Annotated in this window: 19 protein-coding genes and 1 tRNA gene; 11 read left to right on the top strand and 9 right to left on the bottom strand. The window is 66.8% G+C overall.

What is annotated here, in order from left to right; genetic code table 11:
• Positions 1-60: 60 nt before the first annotated feature.
• The gene (guaB, locus tag MUG96_RS10370) at positions 61-1,548 is read right to left on the bottom strand and encodes an IMP dehydrogenase (protein WP_246982354.1); all 1,488 of its coding nucleotides are present in this window, start codon (positions 1,546-1,548) and stop codon (positions 61-63) included.
• Between the two features lie 506 nt (positions 1,549-2,054).
• Between guaB and MUG96_RS10365 the strand changes: the two genes are divergently transcribed.
• From MUG96_RS10365 to MUG96_RS10355, 3 genes are all read left to right on the top strand, one after another.
• Positions 2,055-2,939 carry a DUF5794 domain-containing protein gene (locus tag MUG96_RS10365; RefSeq protein WP_246982352.1) on the top strand — a complete coding sequence of 295 codons (885 nt, stop codon included), beginning with the start codon at positions 2,055-2,057 and terminating at the stop codon, positions 2,937-2,939.
• A gap of 45 nt (positions 2,940-2,984) precedes the next feature.
• The gene (locus MUG96_RS10360) at positions 2,985-3,212 is read left to right on the top strand and encodes a DUF5795 family protein (protein ID WP_246982350.1); all 228 of its coding nucleotides are present in this window, start codon (positions 2,985-2,987) and stop codon (positions 3,210-3,212) included.
• A gap of 40 nt (positions 3,213-3,252) precedes the next feature.
• A tRNA-Trp gene (locus tag MUG96_RS10355) sits at positions 3,253-3,428 on the top strand.
• Positions 3,429-3,642: 214 nt separating this feature from the next.
• On the opposite strand, the gene MUG96_RS10350 is transcribed toward MUG96_RS10355, so the two are convergent.
• Positions 3,643-4,152 (bottom strand): type IV pilin domain-containing protein, encoded by a 510-nt coding sequence (locus MUG96_RS10350; protein ID WP_246982348.1) that lies wholly within the window; start codon positions 4,150-4,152, stop codon positions 3,643-3,645.
• Positions 4,153-4,528: 376 nt separating this feature from the next.
• On the opposite strand from MUG96_RS10350, the gene MUG96_RS10345 reads away from it, so the two are divergent.
• From MUG96_RS10345 to dinB, 5 genes are all read left to right on the top strand, one after another.
• The gene (locus MUG96_RS10345; protein WP_246982346.1) at positions 4,529-5,410 is read left to right on the top strand and encodes a hypothetical protein; all 882 of its coding nucleotides are present in this window, start codon (positions 4,529-4,531) and stop codon (positions 5,408-5,410) included.
• A 245-nt stretch (positions 5,411-5,655) separates the two neighbouring features.
• Complete coding sequence (locus MUG96_RS10340; protein WP_246982344.1) at positions 5,656-7,305, top strand: FAD-binding oxidoreductase; 1,650 nt, start codon at positions 5,656-5,658, stop codon at positions 7,303-7,305.
• 174 nt (positions 7,306-7,479) lie between these two features.
• The gene (locus MUG96_RS10335; RefSeq protein ID WP_246982342.1) at positions 7,480-7,911 is read left to right on the top strand and encodes a hypothetical protein; all 432 of its coding nucleotides are present in this window, start codon (positions 7,480-7,482) and stop codon (positions 7,909-7,911) included.
• Between the two features lie 41 nt (positions 7,912-7,952).
• Positions 7,953-8,477: a hypothetical protein gene (locus MUG96_RS10330; RefSeq protein WP_246982340.1), complete on the top strand. Its 525-nt coding sequence runs from the start codon at positions 7,953-7,955 to the stop codon at positions 8,475-8,477.
• Positions 8,478-8,552: 75 nt separating this feature from the next.
• Positions 8,553-9,794, top strand: coding sequence for a DNA polymerase IV (gene dinB / locus MUG96_RS10325; RefSeq protein WP_246982338.1), 1,242 nt, complete (start codon positions 8,553-8,555; stop codon positions 9,792-9,794).
• Positions 9,795-9,802: 8 nt separating this feature from the next.
• On the opposite strand, the gene MUG96_RS10320 is transcribed toward dinB, so the two are convergent.
• Both MUG96_RS10320 and MUG96_RS10315 read right to left on the bottom strand, forming a co-directional pair.
• Entirely contained in the window at positions 9,803-11,584 is a 1,782-nt protein-coding gene (locus tag MUG96_RS10320; protein ID WP_246982331.1) for a PAS domain S-box protein, read from the bottom strand.
• A gap of 87 nt (positions 11,585-11,671) precedes the next feature.
• A complete protein-coding gene (locus MUG96_RS10315; RefSeq protein WP_246982329.1) occupies positions 11,672-12,025 on the bottom strand; it encodes a hypothetical protein in 354 nt (117 codons plus the stop codon).
• Between the two features lie 157 nt (positions 12,026-12,182).
• Between MUG96_RS10315 and MUG96_RS10310 the strand changes: the two genes are divergently transcribed.
• Together MUG96_RS10310 and MUG96_RS10305 are read left to right on the top strand one after the other, a co-directional pair.
• Positions 12,183-14,312: a helicase HerA domain-containing protein gene (locus MUG96_RS10310; protein ID WP_246982327.1), complete on the top strand. Its 2,130-nt coding sequence runs from the start codon at positions 12,183-12,185 to the stop codon at positions 14,310-14,312.
• Positions 14,309-14,557, top strand: a complete 249-nt coding sequence (locus MUG96_RS10305) for a hypothetical protein (protein ID WP_246982325.1) — start codon at positions 14,309-14,311, stop codon at positions 14,555-14,557. Before MUG96_RS10310 ends, MUG96_RS10305 begins: the two co-directional genes overlap by 4 nt.
• Here MUG96_RS10305 and tpiA read toward each other — a convergent pair.
• On the bottom strand, positions 14,528-15,175 hold the full coding sequence (tpiA, locus tag MUG96_RS10300) for a triose-phosphate isomerase (protein ID WP_246982323.1): 648 nt from the start codon (positions 15,173-15,175) through the stop codon (positions 14,528-14,530). The genes MUG96_RS10305 and tpiA overlap by 30 nt on opposite strands.
• 106 nt (positions 15,176-15,281) lie before the next feature.
• Here tpiA and MUG96_RS10295 point away from each other — a divergent pair, with 106 nt between their 5' ends.
• A complete protein-coding gene (locus MUG96_RS10295; RefSeq protein WP_246982321.1) occupies positions 15,282-15,845 on the top strand; it encodes a response regulator in 564 nt (187 codons plus the stop codon).
• A 21-nt stretch (positions 15,846-15,866) separates the two neighbouring features.
• Here the strand turns inward: MUG96_RS10295 and MUG96_RS10290 are convergent, their stop codons facing one another.
• The 4 genes from MUG96_RS10290 to hisC form a co-directional block, all read right to left on the bottom strand.
• Complete coding sequence (locus tag MUG96_RS10290) at positions 15,867-16,418, bottom strand: multiprotein bridging factor aMBF1 (protein WP_246982313.1); 552 nt, start codon at positions 16,416-16,418, stop codon at positions 15,867-15,869.
• Positions 16,419-16,490: 72 nt separating this feature from the next.
• A complete protein-coding gene (locus MUG96_RS10285) occupies positions 16,491-17,099 on the bottom strand; it encodes a CDP-alcohol phosphatidyltransferase family protein (RefSeq protein WP_246982311.1) in 609 nt (202 codons plus the stop codon).
• Positions 17,096-17,602 (bottom strand): adenylate kinase family protein, encoded by a 507-nt coding sequence (locus MUG96_RS10280; protein WP_246982309.1) that lies wholly within the window; start codon positions 17,600-17,602, stop codon positions 17,096-17,098. The genes MUG96_RS10285 and MUG96_RS10280 overlap by 4 nt, the downstream gene beginning before the upstream one ends.
• Positions 17,599-18,672 (bottom strand): histidinol-phosphate transaminase, encoded by a 1,074-nt coding sequence (gene hisC, locus MUG96_RS10275; RefSeq protein ID WP_246982307.1) that lies wholly within the window; start codon positions 18,670-18,672, stop codon positions 17,599-17,601. The genes MUG96_RS10280 and hisC overlap by 4 nt, the downstream gene beginning before the upstream one ends.
• Positions 18,673-18,711 lie beyond the last annotated feature (39 nt).

The following is an 18,711-nucleotide window of genomic DNA, read 5'->3' as shown; positions in this document are numbered from 1 at the left end:
AGTCCAGCGTGTGAATCGGTCGGGAAACGGTTGTGAGTTCGGAGCAGCCCGTTTCCGTGATCACTCACCGGGGCTGTAGTTCGGTGCCTCGTCGGTGATGACCACGTCGTGTGGGTGGCTCTCCTGCTGTCCGGCCGAGGAGACGCGGACGAACTCAGCGCGCTCCTTGAAGTCGGGGATGGTCTCGGCGCCGACGTAGCCCATACCGCTTTTCATGCCGCCGACGAGCTGGTGGAGTTCGTCCTCGACGGGGCCCTGATAGGGTGTGGCGGCCTCGACGCCTTCCGGGACGAACTCGTCGCCATCGTCCTCGTCGACGTCCTTGAGGTAGCGGTCGCCACCGCCCGACTTCATGGCGCCGACCGACCCCATGCCGCGGTACTGTTTGTACTTCTTGCCCTGCATGGTGATGACGCGACCCGGTGCCTCGTCGGTGCCGGCGAAGTAGGAGCCGAGCATGACGGCGTCGGCGCCTGCCGCGATGGCCTTGATGGCGTCACCGGAGTAGCGGATACCGCCGTCGGCGATGACGGGGATGTCGTGTTCGCGGGCCACGTCAGCGACCTGTGCGACGGCTGTGATCTGTGGCATCCCGGCACCGGTCACGACGCGGGTTGTACAGATCGAACCGGGGCCGATGCCGACTTTCATGCCGTCGGCGAAGTCGGCGATGGCCTCGGCGGCCTCGCGGGTGCCGATGTTCCCGACGACCACGTCGGCGTCGACCGCTGCCTCGATCTCGCGGGCGGAGTCGATGACGTTGCGGTTGTGCGCGTGCGCGCAATCGATAAATACGACATCAGCACCGGCCTCGTCGGCGGCGACGGCGCGGTCGGTCTCGAAGGGGCCAACGGCGGCGCCGGCGCGGAGCGCGCCGTTCTCGTCGCGGGCGGCGTCGTCGTACTCGCGGCGCTGGAGGATGCCCTGCATCGTGACGAGGCCGATGAGACGGTCGGCGTCGTCGACGATGGGAACGCGCTCGATCTTGTGTTCGTACATGAGTTCGAGCGCCTCCCGCGGGGTCACGTCCTCGGGCGCGGTGATGACCTCGTCGGTCATGGCCTCGCGGACCTGGTCGCTCTCCCCGACCTCAAGGTGGGGGCGGATGTCCGTCGCGGAGATGATGCCGATGACTGCCTCGTCTTCGTTGACCACAGGGGCACCGGAGACGTCTTTCTGACTCATCATTTCGTCGACTTCGCGGACGGTCTGGTCGGGCGATGCCGTCACGACGTCGCGGATGATGAGTTCGTCGGCACGCTTGATGCGCTCGATTTCCGAGACCATCGCGTCGACGTCCATGTTCCGGTGGAGAACCCCCAGCCCACCCTGTCGAGCCATCGCGATGCCCATGTCGCTCTCGGTGACGGTGTCCATCGCCGCCGAGAGGACTGGCACTGTCAGCTGGACGTTCTTCGAGACCCGCGTTCGTGTGTCGGCGTCGTCCGGTTCGACGTGACTCTCCTTCGGACGGAGCAGTACGTCGTCGAACGTCAGCGCCTCCGGCACTCGCAGTTTCTCCGAGAAGAACTCGTTGTCGTTCGCCATGTAAACCGTGGCAGGCCGGGCGCCAAAAGCGTTGCGAGACGACAGCAGTTCGACAGGGAAGGCCATGCCGCGTCGACCCACAGGAGCCGAGCAATCCGACGCGGGCACGGGGATGAACGCGGAATCGACCATCCGTACACGGTTCCGTACGGTAGTGTCCAAACGTGTTCACGGATGGCCGATTGGGGCGATAGTGTCCATCTTTCACACGTACCAGTGGACGTTTTGGGAGCTATGTGCCCAATTACCACACAACGTTTATGCTCGAAACGGCGCAACGTTGTCGTATGGAACCCGCCAGCCAACAGCGTGTGTGCGTCGCGAAGCAGGCCCCGTTCGAGAGCGGCCGCTTCACATTCAATGGCGCACACACCAAACTGGCGGGGACCCCGCCCACGGTCGACGACGCGGCCCGGTTCGGTCGCTTTGGGCCGCTGTCGACCGCTGTACGCGTGTCTCGGGGCGGACACCACCCACTGGCCGCGGGAGACGGCCATCGTCCGTAGATGAGTAGCTCCAGACACCCGGTCGCACTCTCCGTCGAGCGACGCGTCGGCGGTGCGACGCGACTGCTGGGGACCGTGATGTGTCTCCCCCTGCTCGACGGTATCTTCCCGGCGCTCGTCCTCGCGGGCGCGCTCTCGGACCCGCTCGGCATCGTCGAGATCGGACTCCTGATCTTCAGCGGGAGCGCGACCGTCGCGGTCATCCTCGCGGAGTTGGAGGGAAGCGTCCGCGAGCAGACGACCGCGGTTCTGCTCGTCGGGGTCGTTCTCGTCGTCGGCGCCGTCGTCGAGGCGGCGCTCGCCCCGACCATCGCGGAACTGATCGACCTCGCCGTCTTCGAGCGATTCGCCGGCCTCGTCATCTTGGCCGTCGCGGCCAGGACCGCCAGCGCCCGGATCGGAGAGATTCTGCCCCGCCCGGCCATCATCATCGCGCTCGGTCTCGTCGCCAGTCTCGACCCCGCGGGCGCGTCGCTGGTCGTCCAGTTGAACCCCGACCTCATGCTCAGGGCGGCCGCCGCCGCGGGCGTCGCCGTTGCCTTCGCGCTCCACCTGGCCCTCTTCGGGCCGTGGCTCCGCGAGGTCGTCGACATCGACCGCTTCCGATTCGGCAGCGCCGTCGCCCTCGGGACGCTCCCACTCAGCCTGTTCGGGCTCGTCCCCGGCGACGCCCCCCTCGCGCTGGCCGTCCTCGGCGTGTCGTTCCTGTTCGCGTTCGACCCGGACGGGGCCTCGCTCCCAGGCGGTCGCGAGGACGGGTCGGCCGGCCGGGAGGGCCCCGGGAACGTGGACCCCTCGGTCGCAGACGGCGGCCGTGAGGACTTCGAGATCGTCGGCCCGGCCGGCGAGGAGGCCAGAGAGGAGGATCGCGCCCCCTGGCTGTGAGCCGCGAGGGGAAGGCTTAGGGAGCCGTCGGACGGTACGTGATGTATGGCCGACAACCGCGTCGTGCAGGGCCGCATGGTGACTCCGGGGAAACTCGCCGAACTGATCGAGGGCGAGAGCGTGATGGAGGCAGAAGCAATCGAGGACGCCGACAGGGACTGTCCGGACTGTGGCGGCGACGTCCTCGAAGTCGGATACATGCCCTCGGTGACGGAGTTCGTTACCGGCTGGAAGTGCCAGGACTGCGACTGGGCCGAGACGGACCGGGAGTAATCGAAACCCCTTTACGGGGAAGCGACCACCCAACACACGAGGGGTCGTGGCCAAGCCCGGCATGGCGACTGACTCCAGAGGCTGGCGCCCGGGACGAGACTCCAGACTGATATACTGAGCGACCGACTGATCATCGGTCGCGCTGATGACCCTCTGGAGTTCCGAGGCGCAACCGGAGATATCAGTCGATCGGGGGTTCAAATCCCTCCGACCCCACTATTGCTGTCGCGAGCTACTCCGCGAGCGACAGCGACGTTTGGGAGGAGGATTTGAACCAGGGAGCGAGCATCAGCGACTGTATTTCAATCATCCCGTGTCCATATTCTCACCGGATGATGTCTCAAGAGAGTCATCGCTGTCGGATGAAAAGGCGGTTTCATTCGCGTAGCCGCCGCTGATCGGATAATAAAAACAAAAAGTTGTTTGCTATTTATGCGTCGGGACCGGTGTCCTGACCGAGCGTGGCTGAGGAATCACCCTGTCCAGGCTGCCAAACGACGCGAATCTCGTAATCCGAAGCAGCACCGATATTGATTGAGTCGCCAGCCGCGACGGCGCTTTCGTCACCTACCTCTGCAGATGCTGACGCACCATCGTCAACGCCATCGCTCCACGTCTCGCCAGTGCTTTGAATGTGGTTAGTCACATCGCTTTGGCCGATGTTGTTGCCGAAGTTGCTACCTCGGAAGTAAAGCTCGCTAGTTTTGATCGTATCGCCACCATCATGGGTAACAGCGAGGTATGGATCGTCTCCTGAGGCATCGGGGTCTGTAAAGTCGAATGTAAAGCTAGCCGTCGGCGTCGCCTGCTGGTTGCCGCCCAGGCCCAGCACGAAGGAGGCGATAACGGCCGCCAGGATGACCGTGATTGCGACCATCAGGATGACCCCGATGACCGGACTCACCGCGTCGTCGTCGTGAAGCAGTCGTTTCAGTTCCATGGTTTTGTCACCACACCGCGCCGAGCAAGGGCCCCACTCGAACGAACGAGCGTACGTCGCACCGCCAGCTGGAGTCGTCGAGTCGTTCTCCCCAGCGCCCTTGTCGTCTTCGGCTCACGGTGTTACAATTCCTTTACCTGTTGACCTGGCTTAAAGGTTAGGCCGTTGTCTGATGCTGAAATTGCGGGAGTAAATACCGCATTAACATCGAGTGTAGTGACGCATTACACCCATCGCGTATTGCGGTTAGGCGAAATGTGAATCGAACGAGATGCCTGGTTTCGGAATATCATTCCAGAAAAAGAAGCCCTGTGCAAGGTAACAAACCTGTAACTGAACGGAGGGAGTGTCTCGGGATCGGACGTGGATTTCATTAGTGACGGACTCCGAGAGATGGGCGATGGAGGGGTCGGACGTACCGTCGCGCCGGCGACTGATCCAGGACGCGCTACTGATCGGTGGCGTCGCGGTCGTGCTCGCGGTCGTCCACCTCGGCCTGCCGCCCGCGACCAGAGCGCGCCTGGCGTTCGACCACGGGACGCTCGATCCAGTGACGGTCTTTACCAGCGCGTTCGTCCACGTCGACGGTCGGCACTTGCTTGGAAACGTCGCGGGGTATCTCGCGGCCGCGGCGCTCGCCTACGGTCTCGCCGTCCAGGTGGGTCGCAGGCAGTGGTTCCGGGTCACGTTCGGCTGTTTCCTGCTGGGGTTGCCGGTGGCCGTCGGCCTGACGAGCTACGCGATTCTCGCCTGGCAGTTCCCGGGCATCGACCCCATCACCAGGGGGTTTTCGGGGGTCGGAGCCGGGTTCGTCGGGTTCGTGTTCGTTGCCATGCTGGCCGGTATCCGCGACGCCTTCGGCGCACGGACGGCACTGTTCGTCGGACTGGCCGTCTGGCTGTTGTTACTGCTCGAAGTGTACGTCATATACGCCGGGTCCCTGACGCTCACGGTCGGTGTGGTCACCGCCATCGGCTGGGGGTTCTGCCTGTGGGGGCTACTCGGCGAAGTCGACCTCGCAGACAGCCAGTGGGCACGATACTGGCCCGCGCTGGGGCAGGTCACCACCGTCGTCGTCTTTCTCGTGCTGTTCGTCGCGATTCTCTTCCCTGCCCGGATCGTCGCCGACGGGACCGTCACGAACGTCTTCGCACACGCGACCGGCCTCCTCTATGGCACGGCGGGTGCGACTGTGACGTATCGGATTCTACCCTCGAACTCAGAAGGTTCGAACGGGAAGCCGCCCTTCCTACAGTGACAGTAACTACCATAACATCTTAGTGTGTGAGAGAATAACATCCATCCGGAGCCCCGGTGCGTGGGGTTCCCGGCGGGAACGACCGTCGCAACGCGACCGCTCGGGAATTGGCATCGGCGACCAAGCGAGACGCTCCCGGTGCATGGCTGGCCAGCCGACTCACGTACCTTTCCCGGGAGCCGGTTTTTATCGACCCTCGACTGACAGCCAGTCGTCTTTAGTCGGTCCGTCTGCTGTGGTACGGTATGTCTGACCGTGAACTGAGTTTCTGGGGGTGGGGGCACGCCGACCGCTTCCCGGACGACGAGGAGCGCCGCGAGTTGAAAACACGCCTGGAGGGGATGCTCGGCTTTCCCGAACGGCCGCTGCTCGATCCCCCGACCATCGATGCCGTCTCCATTCCCGATTCGCGGGTGCGCGTTCCGGACAGGCTCTCGGGGTTCGTCTCGACCGCGACTGAAGACCGGGTCCGCCACACGTACGGAAAGGCGTATCGCGACCTCGTTCGGGGGTTCCACGGCGATTTCGACGCCGCCCCGGACGCAGTGGCGGAACCCGCGGACGAGGCGGAAATAGCGGCGTTGCTCGACTGGGCTACGGAGGAACGCGTCGCCGTCGTGCCCTACGGTGGCGGCACGAGCGTCGTCGGCGGCGTGGAGTGTGACCCGGACGGTGACGGGAGTGGCTACGCGGGAGTCGTCTCCCTCGACGTGCGCGCGCTGGATGCAGTTCTCGAAGTCGACCCGCACTCCCGGAGCGCGCGGATTCAGGCGGGCGCGACCGGCCCCGAGATTCGGGACCAGCTCGCCGAACACGGCCTGCAACTGCGCCACTACCCCCAGTCTTACGAGTTCTCGACGCTCGGAGGCTGGATCGCAACCAGAGCGGGCGGCCACTTCGCCACAGTGTACACCCGAATCGACGACTTCGTGGAGAACGTCCGCATGGTGACGCCGGCCGGCACCGTCGAGACGCGACGCCTGCCCGGGTCCGGGGCCGGTCCGGACCCCGACAAACTCGTCCTCGGATCGGAGGGTGCCTTCGGCGTCATCACGGAGGCCTGGATGGAAGTACAGCCACGACCGCCCTACCGGGCGCGAGCGAGCGTCCACTTCGGGGACTTCGAGGCGGCTGTCGACGCGACCCGAGAGATCGCACAGGCGCGCCTCTACCCCGCCAACTGCCGCCTGCTGGACCGCAACGAAGCGATGTTGAACGAGGTGGCGATGGACGGCAGCCACGTCCTCGTCCTCGGGTTCGAATCGACGGACCACCCCGTCGAGGACGGCCTCGCCCGGGCCATCGCTATCGCTGAGGATCACGGCGGCGACCTCCCCGCGGAGCCGAGCTACGAAGGCCCGCATCTCGAAGATTCGGACGATGCTGGAGAGGATGGCGGGGCCGGTGACGACCGCGGTGGCTCTGAGGGGGACTGGCGATCGGCGTTCTTCGAGGCCCCGTACCAGTTCAACACGCTCGTGAGTCTGGGGGTGATCGTCGATACGTTCGAGACGGCGGTGACGTGGGACGGCTTCCCGGCGCTCCACGAGGCGGTCACGGAACGCGTCACGGCCGCCATGGACGAGCAGTGCGGGACCGGGTTCCTGGCGTGTCGGTTCACGCACGTCTACGAAGACGGTCCGGCGCCGTACTACACCTTGCTCGCGCCCGCCGACCCCGGCCGGGAACTCGAACAGTGGCGACCGATCAAGGCGGCCGCGTCGGACGCCATCGAGGAACACGGTGGGACCATCACCCACCACCACGCGGTCGGCCGCGTTCACCGCGACTGGTACGAGAAGGAGACACCCGCCGAGTACCGCGAGGCGCTCCGGGCCGCGAAGGAGGCTTTCGACCCAGCAGGCGTGATGAACCCCGGCGCACTGCTTGACTGAGGGCGTGCCGGGCCGGGAGTGACCTCCGCCCAGCCACCGTTTCCTGTGCAGGTGTGGAGACGAGCGAACGCGACGGCTGATGGCCGAATACGGCCAATCAACCGGGTATTTCACGACGAAACTGTCTGAAAGCGATAATAACGACTAATGTACCTGTTCCCGAACGAAGAGGCGATGGAGAATTCGGACGCCGGCGAGTTACCCCTGCGGATCACGGACCCTGGTTCGGAGACGACGGGACCGCGGGTCCTGTCCGCACTCCGTGGACGCCGCCCGAGCGACGTGGACATCGATACGCTCGTCCCCGCCTACTGCACGCTCGTCCAGCGGCTCTGCTCGCAGCCGATAGCGTACCTGGCTATCGTCGACAGGCTGACCGCGATCGTCGTCTTCGAGGACGAGAGCCGGCTGCAGATCGAACTCGTCACAGGCGTCGACACGCTGACGAAGGCGACCCTCGATGGGCTGCTTCCCCTGCTCTGTAAGAAGGGCGACCTCCTGCTCGTGACCGACGGCGAGGTCGACAACGAGGTACGAGCCTACTGCGAAGGGCACGACTTCGTCGATTACGCGCGCCTGACGGTCGACCGCCGCTCGCGGCAGTGAGCGCCAGGGGGTTTACGAGGTCGGCTCCCCTCGTGAGAGCCATGAGCGCCCTCACGGCCGTCGTCCACGTCGGCTCCCGCCCGCCGCTGGGTGGCGGTATCCGTCCATCCTCGGTCGCACACCTCTACGGTGGGACCCTCCCACGGTTCGTCGCCTACGATGTGACGGGCGACGGTGACGGACCGCCGCGGCTGGACCCGGTCGGGGGCGCCTACGCACCGGATTTCGAGGCCGAGCCGCCCTCTGCAATCACTGACCTCCTGCTCGCACTGGAGCGGTCGGGCTCGTCGATCGCACAGCGACTCGACACCCTCTCCGCGAAAGCCGAGGCCAACTACGGGCGGACGTTCCGCGAGATGGTCTTTACAAGCGACGTGGAGTGGGGCTCGGCCGGGTACGGGCGCCTGTTCGAGGCCCGCAGCCAGCTCGAAGCCCACCCCTTCGAGGACGCCGTCACCGTCGGGACCTACCCGGGCGTCGACGAGGGAGTTCGGGCCGCGCTCGCGGCGAACCTCGACCGCATCGACGGGCCGACCCGCTGGCTGGGCGACGCCGGTACGGAGTGACCGCCGGCGCACCCTCTCGGTTGACCAGCGGCCCGCAGCGGGAAGCTTAGGTGGGCCCGATTCCAAGCGGCGGGTATGAAGGAGCGGCTCCCGGGCGTCGACGATGGGTCGCCGGACCAGGTGGTCTGTCACGTCGATATGGACTGTTTCTACGCCGCCTGTGAGCGACTCCGGGAGCCGGAACTGCGGGGTGAACCACTCGTGGTCGGCATGGGCTACGAGTCCGGTGAGACCCACGGCGCGGTCGCGACGGCCAGCTACGAGGCCCGCGAGTTCGGCGTCGAGAGCGCGATGCCCATCACGGAAGCCCTGGAGCTGTTGCCCCGCGAGGCCGAGGCGAGTGAGTCCGGCCCCGAGCAGACGGGTTTCTACCGGCCCGTGGACCTGGATTTCTACGAATCGGTCGCGGCTGACGTGAAGGAAATCCTCCGGACCACCGCGGACACCGTTCGGGAGGTCAGCATCGACGAAGCGTACCTCGACGTGACCGACGCCGTCGACTGGGACGAAGCCGAAGCCTTCGGCGATCATCTCAAGACCCGCATCGAGGAGGAGGTCGGCGTGGTCGCGAGCGTCGGCATCGCACCGACGATGAGCGCGGCGAAAATCGCCAGCGACCACGACAAACCCGACGGGCTGACGGTCGTCGAGTCGGGCACCGTCCGGGAGTTTCTGGCACCGCTCGACGTGGCGGCGGTCCACAACGTCGGCCCGGTGACCGCCAGGGAACTCCGCGAGATGAGTATCGAGACGGCCGGCGACCTCGCTGCCGCGGACCCGGAGCCGCTCGTGGAGCGGTTCGGCGAGCGGGGCCGCACCATCTGGGACTTCGCCCGCGGCGAGGACGACAGGGCGGTCGAACCGGTCGGGGAGCCCAAGAGTTTCTCCCGGGAGTCGGCGTTCACCGAAGCCACCGACGACCCCGAGCGCAAGCGCGATCGCGTCCGCGCGCTCGCTTCCGACGTGGCCGAGCGGGCCACACGACGGAACGCGCTCTACCAGACCATCGGTATCAAGGTCGTCACACCGCCGTTCTCGATTCAGACCCGGGCCGAGTCGCTGCCGGGCCCGGTCGAGGACTCCGACCTCGTCGAAGAGATTGCCCTGGACCTGCTGTCGGAGTTTGCGGACGACGACGTGCGGAAACTCGGCGTTCGCGTCTCGAACCTCTCGTTTTCGACGGCCGACCAGGCAACGCTCGACGGCTTCGAGGACGGCCCCACGCGGACCGACCGGTCACTGTCCGAGTTCGCCGACGGCGGTGACACCGACGACGCGACCGTCACCGGACAGACTTCCCTCGGCGACTTCGAGTGAGCAGGCGGTCACGGAACCCGTGACGAGTCGGTCTCCTGCCCAGCAGTTGCGTCCTCGTCCTCGCCGGCCGGGAGCGTGACGACGACAGTCGAGCCGTTATTGGAGGATTCGAACGCGATGTCCCCGCCTGACAGCCGGACGATCCAGTGGACCAGCCACAATCCCATCCCGCTCCCGTGGGAGAGCGGGTCGACGTCCTCGGTCCCGGAGAGGATTTCGTACTCGCGTTGGGGGATACCGGGGCCGTCGTCGTTGATACGAATCTGGACGCCGTCGTCTGCCGTCGCGACCGCGATGCCGATGGTCGGCGTTCCCTCGTGGTGGACGATGCTGTTCTCGACGAGTTCGTACAGGGCGAGGTCGATCTCGCGTAGCGCGGAGACGGCGGCGGCGTCGGGCAGCGTCGTCTCGATGACCGCCCCCTCGTGGGTCTCCCGGAGTCGCTCGACCGACCCCTCGATGTCGGGGACCACGTCGAACGTGACCGGGTCGCCCCCGTTCGAGAGCACGTCGACGACGACGTGGCCCTTCTCGGCGGTTCGGAGGAGTTTCCGACTGCGGTCGCGGATCGCCCGAATTGGCTCCGCGGCCGACACATCCGGTTTCTCGTCGAGGTACGTCGCGTACCCGGAGATGACCGACACGTCGTTGCGGATGTTGTGCCGGAGGATGCGGTCGACGACCCGCAGTTGGCGCTGGCGATGTTTGCGGGTCGTGATGTCCTCGATGACGCCGTCGGCGATGGGGCGGCCGGCGTCGTCGGTCTGTCGGACCGTGGTGACCCGCCCCCAGAACACGTCCCCGGCGAGCGTCTCGAACTGCGTCTCGAAGGTGATCGTCCCTTCGTCGTCGAGGCGGTCGGCGATACGGGGTTCGAGGTCGGAGTCGTGGTAGAACTCCGCCACGCTGCGGCCGACCAGGTCGTCGGTCCCGTCGGCGCCAAGCATCGATACCAGGGCGGGGTTCGCTTGGAGGAGGCGACGCCCCTCGTCGAGCGCGACGCGGAACACCCCGACCGGGACGTTCCGGACGAGGTTGCGCTGGCGGAGCAACTCCATCTCGTGTTCGTTGCGCTCGGTGATCTCCCGCGTGAACCCGGCGACGCGGTACACCTCGCCGTCGTCGTTCCTGATCGGAATCCCGTGGACCCAGACGTATCGCTCGAAGTCGCTGGTCGGGTCGGTCCGGTACTCGATATCGATCGTTTGGCCCGCGCTGAGCCGCTTCATCGCGGCCCGCACGTCGGCCCGGTCGTCGGGGTGGACCCCGTTCAGGAAGTCCGTCGGGTCCGCACGGAGGTCCGACAGCGACCGTCCGAACACGTCCTCGTACGCCGAATTGACGAAGACGTACTCCTCCCAGTCCGCGGAGAACATCCACATCACGTCGGGCGTGTGCTCGACCAACTGTGACAGGACGCCGGGATTCGGCAACTGGTGGCCCGCTCCATCATCGCCCGCAACAGCCACAGTAACCAGCACACGATCCGCGGAGAGCGACGCGAGGCGAAGGTCGACCGACACCGGAACGGCGTCCGGATGGGCGACGGTAGCCGATACCGTCACGCCGTCCGTGCCGTCGCTTCGGTCACGGTAGGCGTCCATCGGCGACGACCCGTCGACCGAGTCGAACAGCTCCGAAAGAGAAACACCCGACAGCGCGTCAGCGTCGAGGCCCAGCAGTTCACGAGCGGCCGGATTGCTGTCACGTAGCCGCCCGTTCGACACGTCACAGACGAGCAAGGCGTCGTCGGTGACCTCGAACACTCGGTGGTAGTCAATGCCACCCATTAACACAGTACAGTTACCCAATAGAGGTAAGTGTGCCCCTCGATTCAGCCTCCCGAAGCGGGGGGAAAGCGCGTACGCGGCCCGTACTCAGTCGAGGCCGTTCTCCAGGTTCTCGAGGAGTTTGCCGACGAACAGCCCGAGCCTCGGGGAGAGCGGTTCCTCGGAGTCGGGGTCGGTTTCGGCGGGATGAGCCCGGAGCGTCTCGACGAAGGGGTCGCCGTGGGTCATCGCGGCCATCATGTCGACGACGTCGACGGTGAGCCCCTCGTCGCCGGTGTCGAGGTCGTCGTAGTAGTCGCGTTCCCACTCGGAGTACTCGATGGTCCAGGCGTGCCCGCCGACGGTCTCGATGATCGGCTCCACCTCGCCGACTTCGAGCCGGCTCTCGGGTGTCTCGATAAAGACGGTCCCGTCCTCGACGGTCGTTTCGTGGGTGCGCATGCGTGTCGCCATCCTGAGGGCCTTCGAGCGAGGGTCGTACCCGTCCGTTCGCGTGCCTCCCGTAAATCCGTTCGCACCGGTTCGGCCGGTCGGACCGTCGTCTGACGCCTGCCTGACGGATGATTATGGGGGCTGGCGTACAGTAGCCGAGTAAGCGATGGGAGACGAACAGGAACGAATCGAAGTCGCGGAGTTGAGCGACGGCCCGCCCCTAGGTAGCCTGCCCGACGAGACCGTCGATCTGCCGGTCGTCGAAATCCTCACCGGCCGCGGGTTCGTGACCGGCAAGAGCGGGTCGGGAAAGAGCAACACGGCGAGCGTCGTCGCCGAGAACCTGCTCGACGCCGGATTCGGGATGCTCATCGTCGACATCGACGGGGAGTACTACGGGCTGAAGGAGGAGTACGAGATCCTCCACGTCGGGGCCGACGACGAGTGTGACATCCAGGTGACGGTCGACCACGCCGAGAAGATCGCCTCGCTCGCGCTCGAACAGAACGTCCCGATCATCCTCGACGTGTCCTCGTTCCTCGACGAGGACGAGGCCGAGGAACTGCTCACCGAGGTCTCGAAACAGCTGTTCGCCAAGGAAAAAAAGCTCAAACAGCCCTTCCTCATGCTCGTCGAGGAGGTCCACGAGTGGATTCCCGAGAAAGGCTCGATGGGCGAGTGCGGGAAGATGCTCATCAAGATCGGCAAACGCGGCCGCAAACACGGCCTCGGGATGGTGGGCATCAGCCAGCGCCCGGCCGACGTGAAAAAGGACTTCATCACCCAGTGTGACTGGCTGGTCTGGCACCGCCTGACCTGGAACAACGACACGAAGGTCGTCAGCCGCATCCTCGATTCGGAGTACGCCGCGGCCGTCGAGAACCTGGACGACGGCGAGGCGTTCATGATGAACGACTGGTCCGAGTCGGTTCAGCGCGTCCAGTTCCACCGCAAGCAGACCTTCGACGCCGGCGCCACGCCGGGACTGGACGACGTGGACCGGCCGGACCTCAAATCGGTGAGTTCCGACCTCGTCTCCGAACTGTCCGAAATCAGCGAAGAGAAAAAGCGGACGGAGGACCGCATCGAGGAACTCAGGGAGGAACTCGACCGGAAGAACTCGCGCATCGCGGAACTGGAGACCGAGTTGCAGGACGCCCGGGACCTGAGCCGAATGGCCGACCAGTTCGTCAGCGCGCTCGTCGACCACGTCCAGGGCCCGAACCCCGGCCGCACCGAACAGGAGCGGATGCGCGACCGACGCCGACGGGAGCAGGGCAACGGGACCGTCGACGCCGATGCGGTGCCGACGCTCACCATGACGAACGGCGATTCGAGCCCGGAAACGAACGGGGCCGACCCCAGCGACGAGGAGAGTGCGTCAGCCGGCGACGAGGCCGACGACGGGGCGATGCCCGACCTCGCCGCGCTCGCCGACGTGGCCGCCGATGACGGCGAAACGGAGGACGAAGCGGCAGCCGACGACACGGGATTCGTGTTCGAAGACGGTATGGACGCAGTCGACGCGGCGGGGGATGCGAACCCAGAACCGGGCGACAGCGCGGGCGAGTCGACCGAAGAAGACGTGAGCGACGACGGGGTGGACCGGACCGGCTGGCTGCTCGACTCCGACGTGGCCGTCGAGGACGCCGTCTCCACGGCCGCGGAGGCGATGGCGAGCGGGAGCGAAGACGACGACGCGGCGACCGACTACGGCCAGAGCGGTGTCGACGAGGAAGCCGTCGCGGCCGCGCTGGCGAACATGGACGACCGGGTCGTCTCCGGCCCCGGGCCCTCGCCCGACGCGGCCAGCACCGCTGGAGCGGACGAACCCGGTGGCGTGGTGGCCGAGAGCGGTGACGGCGGCGACGTTCGAGGGGGCGTGACCACCGGCAGCGGTGCCTCGCCGGGCGTCGACCCGGCCGACCGCGAGGTCGTCACCGGACTCGTCTCCGCCGTCGAGTCGATGCCGGCGAAGACCAGGGGGATGCTGCGCTACTACCGGAAGGAGGGGCCGTCGAAACCGCTCGACGCGCACTTCGCGGGCGGCGGTGACAGCGAGGGACGAAGTCCCTCTGGCAACCGGCCACAGGCCGGTGACGGCGACCGAACCAACGCCTACGCCCACAACCGGACACTCCGGACGCACGGCCTCATCGAACACGTCGGCTGCGGCCACTACGACTACCGCCTCCGGGAACTGATCGCCGAGGAGTACGGCGGCCACCCCACCGACGCGGAACTCGACGCGATGGTCGCCGCCGTCGAGGATGCATTCACGAAGGGGGAGCAATGATCGAGAGCGAGCGTCGAATCCGGTCGACCGCCGACCGAGACGGAGGACGGTCCGGGTCGGCTTCGACCGATGACTCCCGGGCGGCCGTCGACTACGTCAGGCGGGTCTGCGAGACGAAGGGGTCGACGGGCGAACCGGCGCTCGACGAGAACGAGTACGTCCGTTATGTCACGGTCGGACGGCACAAGCGCGCGCCGGTCGCGCGCCGGCACCGGTCAGGCGACCGGCTCGACGAGGTCTTCTAGGGCGGCTTTCGGGTCGTCGGCCTTGGCGACGCCGCTGGCGAGCAAGACGCCCGACGCGCCGAGCTCTCTCGCGGAAGCGAGGTCCTCGCCGGTGGAGATGCCAGCGCCACAGAGGACGTCGACGCCCTCGCCGACGGCGGCTGCGGCGTCCACCGCGTCGCGCACGATATCGGGGTCGGCCTTGCTCACGGGCGTCCCCGTGCCGATGAGTTCCGGGGGCTCGACGGCGACGGCGTCCGGGCCGAGGGTCGCCGCCGCGCCGATCTGCTCGGGGTTGTTCGCGCAGACGATGGTCTCCAGGTCGGCGCGGTCGGCGGCCGCGAGACTCCCGTCGATATCGGCGAGTTTCAGGCGGTTCTCGGAGTGGTTGAGGAGGGTGCCGGTCGCGCCCGCGTCGGCGACGGCCTCGGCGAGCGTCGAGCCTGTGTGACTGCCGTGTTCGACCGGGCTGACGTGCTGGGCCCAGGTCTCGACGCCGGTGTCGGCGACGGCATTGAGGTGGGCTGCCTGCGGTGCGACGGCGATTCGGGCGCCGGTGGTTTCGCTGACCTCGTAGGCGGCGTTCGCGACCGCTACGGGGTCACAGGGGTACGCCTTGAGATTGACGAGAACGAACATACCGGACGCCGGACCGGCGGGAGTATATAGGTCCCGATTCGGCTTCGGCGCACCGAACCGGTCGACCGTTTTATTATTTGGTGGGAGGAACCCCACACCGATTGACGTGACCGAGCAGACACCCGAGCAGGCGACGGTTCTGGTCGTCGACGACGAACGCCACCTCGCTGACCTCTACACCGATTACCTGGCCGACGACCACGAGGTTCTCACTGCCTACGGCGGCGAGGAGGCCCTTGACTTGCTCGCGAACCACGATATCGACGTGACGCTCCTCGATCGCCGGATGCCGGATCTCTCCGGCGACGAGGTGCTCGCGGCGATCAACGACGGCGACGACGAGGTCCGCGTCGCGATGGTGACCGCCGTCAACCCCGGCTTCGACATCATCGACATGGGCTGTGACGAGTACCTCGTCAAGCCGGTCTCGCGCGAGGACCTGCAGGAGGTCGTCGCCCGCCTCCTGAAACTCTCGGAGTACAGCGAGAAACACCAGCAGCTGACGTCGAAGAAGCTCACCCGGAACGTCCTCCAGGTCGAAAAGAGCGGGCCGGAACTGGCCGAGAGTCAACGGTACGAGCGTCTGACCGAGGAGATCGCCGAACTCGAATCGGAACTGGACGACATCAGCGACGACCTGGAGTTCGAGGACCTCCAGCGCCACATCTGAGCCGCCCCGGTCGACCCCGGATCAGTCCTTCCGCTGGACCACGTCGCCGAGCGTCGTCTCCCCCGCATCGGAGGAACCTTCCCACTCGGTGTCACCGCCTCCACCGCCTTCGGTGAGCGAGATGCCGAGTTCGCTCTCCAGTTCCCGCTGAACGTCGTCGCTCGGCAGCGACGCGCCGCGTTCGAGCTTGCGGATCAGGCTCGCCTTCTCGTTGAGCTGGTTCGCCAGCTCCTCCTGGCTGAGTCCCGCGCGTTCGCGGGCTTCGCGGATGCGCTCGTCGAAGTCCTGGACGACCTCGTCCATCTCGTCGAACATATCGCGACGGCGGCCACCACCGCCCGAGCCGCCGGCACTGCTCCCCGTGGACCCGGAGGACCCGCCCGACGAACCCGACCCCGAGCCGGACGAGCCGCTGCTGCCCGTCGAGTACTTCGTCGACGTGCTGGAGCCGCTCTCCTGGCGCACCTCGGTCCCGAAGTCCGAGCACTCGTCGCACACGTCGAGCTCCGCACCCTCGACTTTCACCGTGTTCGGCGAAGCCGTCTCCGCTCCACACATCTCACACTGGACCATGTCCGCTCTTTCGCCGCCGCGTGTATAAATCGTACGCCGCCGATGGCGACCGGGGACCGTGACCGCAGGAAGTCAGGACAGCGCCCGGAACGCGCCGGCGAACCGCTGGAGTGCGGTGAAGTGGCCGACGACGGCGAAGAAGACGAGCAGCCATCCCACGAGCGTCAGTCCGCGGACCGGCGCGGGGAGGGCAACGGTCGCCGCACCGACCAGCCCCATCAGCGCCAGGCGGTCGGCCCGACCGAGTACGCCGCCGTAGACGCGGTCGAGTCCGACGGCCTGTGACTGTGTACCGAGATAGGAGGTCATCAGGACGCCAGTGACGGCCGCCAGTCCGAGCCCGAACCGGTCGACGCCCGCGGCGAGGCCGACGAGCATGACGATGTCGGCGTACCGGTCGAGCGCGTGGTCGAGCAGGTCGCCGGCCGCCGACGTCTCGTCGAGGCGCCTGGCGAGCGCGCCGTCCACGAGGTCGAGCCACCCGTTACAGAACACGAGTAGCGCCCCGATACCGTACCAGAGCGGGCGGCGACCGCCGAGGTAGAAGGCGACGCCGGCGGCGACCGCCAGCAGGAAGGCGATGACGCTGACCCCGTTGGGGGTCAGCCCGAGCCGTGCGGAGGCGCTGACGAACGGCGCCAGCGCACGGTCTGCCAGCGGCCGCAAGCGGTCCAGCGTCATAGGTACTCGACGTAGGACACCTCGCCGGCGCTCGGTTCACGGTCGCCGTCGACGACCCGCTCGATCTCTGCCGCCACCGCATCCGGCGAACGGTCGGTCGTCTCGATCTCGTAGACACTGTCCAGCCCGTGGCGCTCGACCGCCTCCGAGAGGATGACGTCGAGCGCCTCGCTCTCGGCGTTCTCTTTCGCACTGGCCTCGCTCTCGCCGCGTTCGCCGAGCCGCGCTTCGAGCTGGTCGGGGTGACAGCGGAGAACGACCACCCGGTCGGCGTCGAGGTGGTGGGCGAGGTGGGACTCGACGAGCACGCCGTCGCGGTCGCCGAGCCACTCCTGGACAGCGTCGAGGTCGGCGACCAGCGAGTCACGCTCGTCGTCGCGGCCGGTCGTCAGCTCCTCGCGCTCGATGACGTCGTTGAGATGGACCACGTCGAGGTCGGTGTCGAGCCGTTCCGTCGCGGTGGTCTTGCCCGTGCCCGGCGTCCCGGTGACGACGACCCTCACCTGCCGATCACCTCGTTGAGAACGGCGACGGCCCGCTCCATCTGCTCGCTCGTGCCGCAGGTGATCCGGATACACTCCGGGAGGCCGAAACTGGCGCAGTCCCGCACGATGATTCCCTCGTCCATCGCGGCGTCTGCCACGGCTTCGCCGTCACCCACTTCCGCGAGGACGAAGTTGCCGGCGCTCTCCCACGTCGGGGCATCGAGGTGGGTAGAGAGGTATTCGCGTGCCTCGCGCGCCATCTCGACGCTCGCGTCGAGGTGCTCGTCGTCGTCCAGCGCGGCCATGCCCGCGCGGCAGGTGAGTTCGCCGGTGTCGAAAGGTGTGTTGATCGCGGCGTAGGCGTCGGCCCAGTCGTCGGGGACGAGCGCGTACCCCAGCCGCATCCCTGCCAGCCCGTACGCCTTCGAGAAGGTGCGGAGGACGGCCACGTCGTCGCGCTCGCGGACGAGCGAGACGGCGCTGGGCGAGTCCGAGAACTCCTTGTAGGCCTCGTCGACGAGGACGAGGGTTTCCTCGTCGGTCGATTCCGCGAGCGTCTCCACCTCCGAGAGGGACATCTCCGAACCCGAGGGGTTGTGCGGGCTGGTGACGTAGACGATCCGCTCGCCGTCGTAGGAGGCCAGCACGCCGCCGGAGGTCTGGACGAAGTCCTCCGCCTTGCGCAGCTTGTAGGTCGCTACCTCGCCGTGGTGGTAGCGCGTGCTCATGGCGTAGTAGGCGAATCCGGGTTCCGGCACGAGTGTGCGGTCCCCGGGTTCGAGCATCGCCCGCGAGAGGCAGTCGAGGACGCCGTCGCCGCCGTTGGCGAGCCACACCTGCTCCGGGCGCACGTCCCAGTCGTCGGCGAGACGCTCGGCGAGGTCGGTGTGGGACGATTTGGGGTAGACGTGGACCCGGTTCGCGTACTCGCGGATGGTCTCGGTCGCCTTCGGACTGGGGCCGAGGACGTTCTCGTTGGAGGAGAGCTTCACGAGGTCGTCGGGGTCGAGGCCGCGCTCGCGTGCGACCTCCTCGATCCCCCGTCCGGCCCGGTAGACGGTGTGGTCCGAGAGGTCCCGTGGTTGCATGGATGAGGGGAGTGGCGGCCGAGTCTTAAGACTGCTCAC

The organism is Halorientalis marina (genome assembly GCF_023028345.1).
In the GTDB taxonomy this organism is placed as follows: Archaea; Halobacteriota; Halobacteria; order Halobacteriales; family Haloarculaceae; genus Halorientalis; species Halorientalis marina.
The sequence above is the reverse complement of the archived record's forward strand: the minus strand, read 5'-3'. Positions and strand labels throughout refer to the sequence as shown.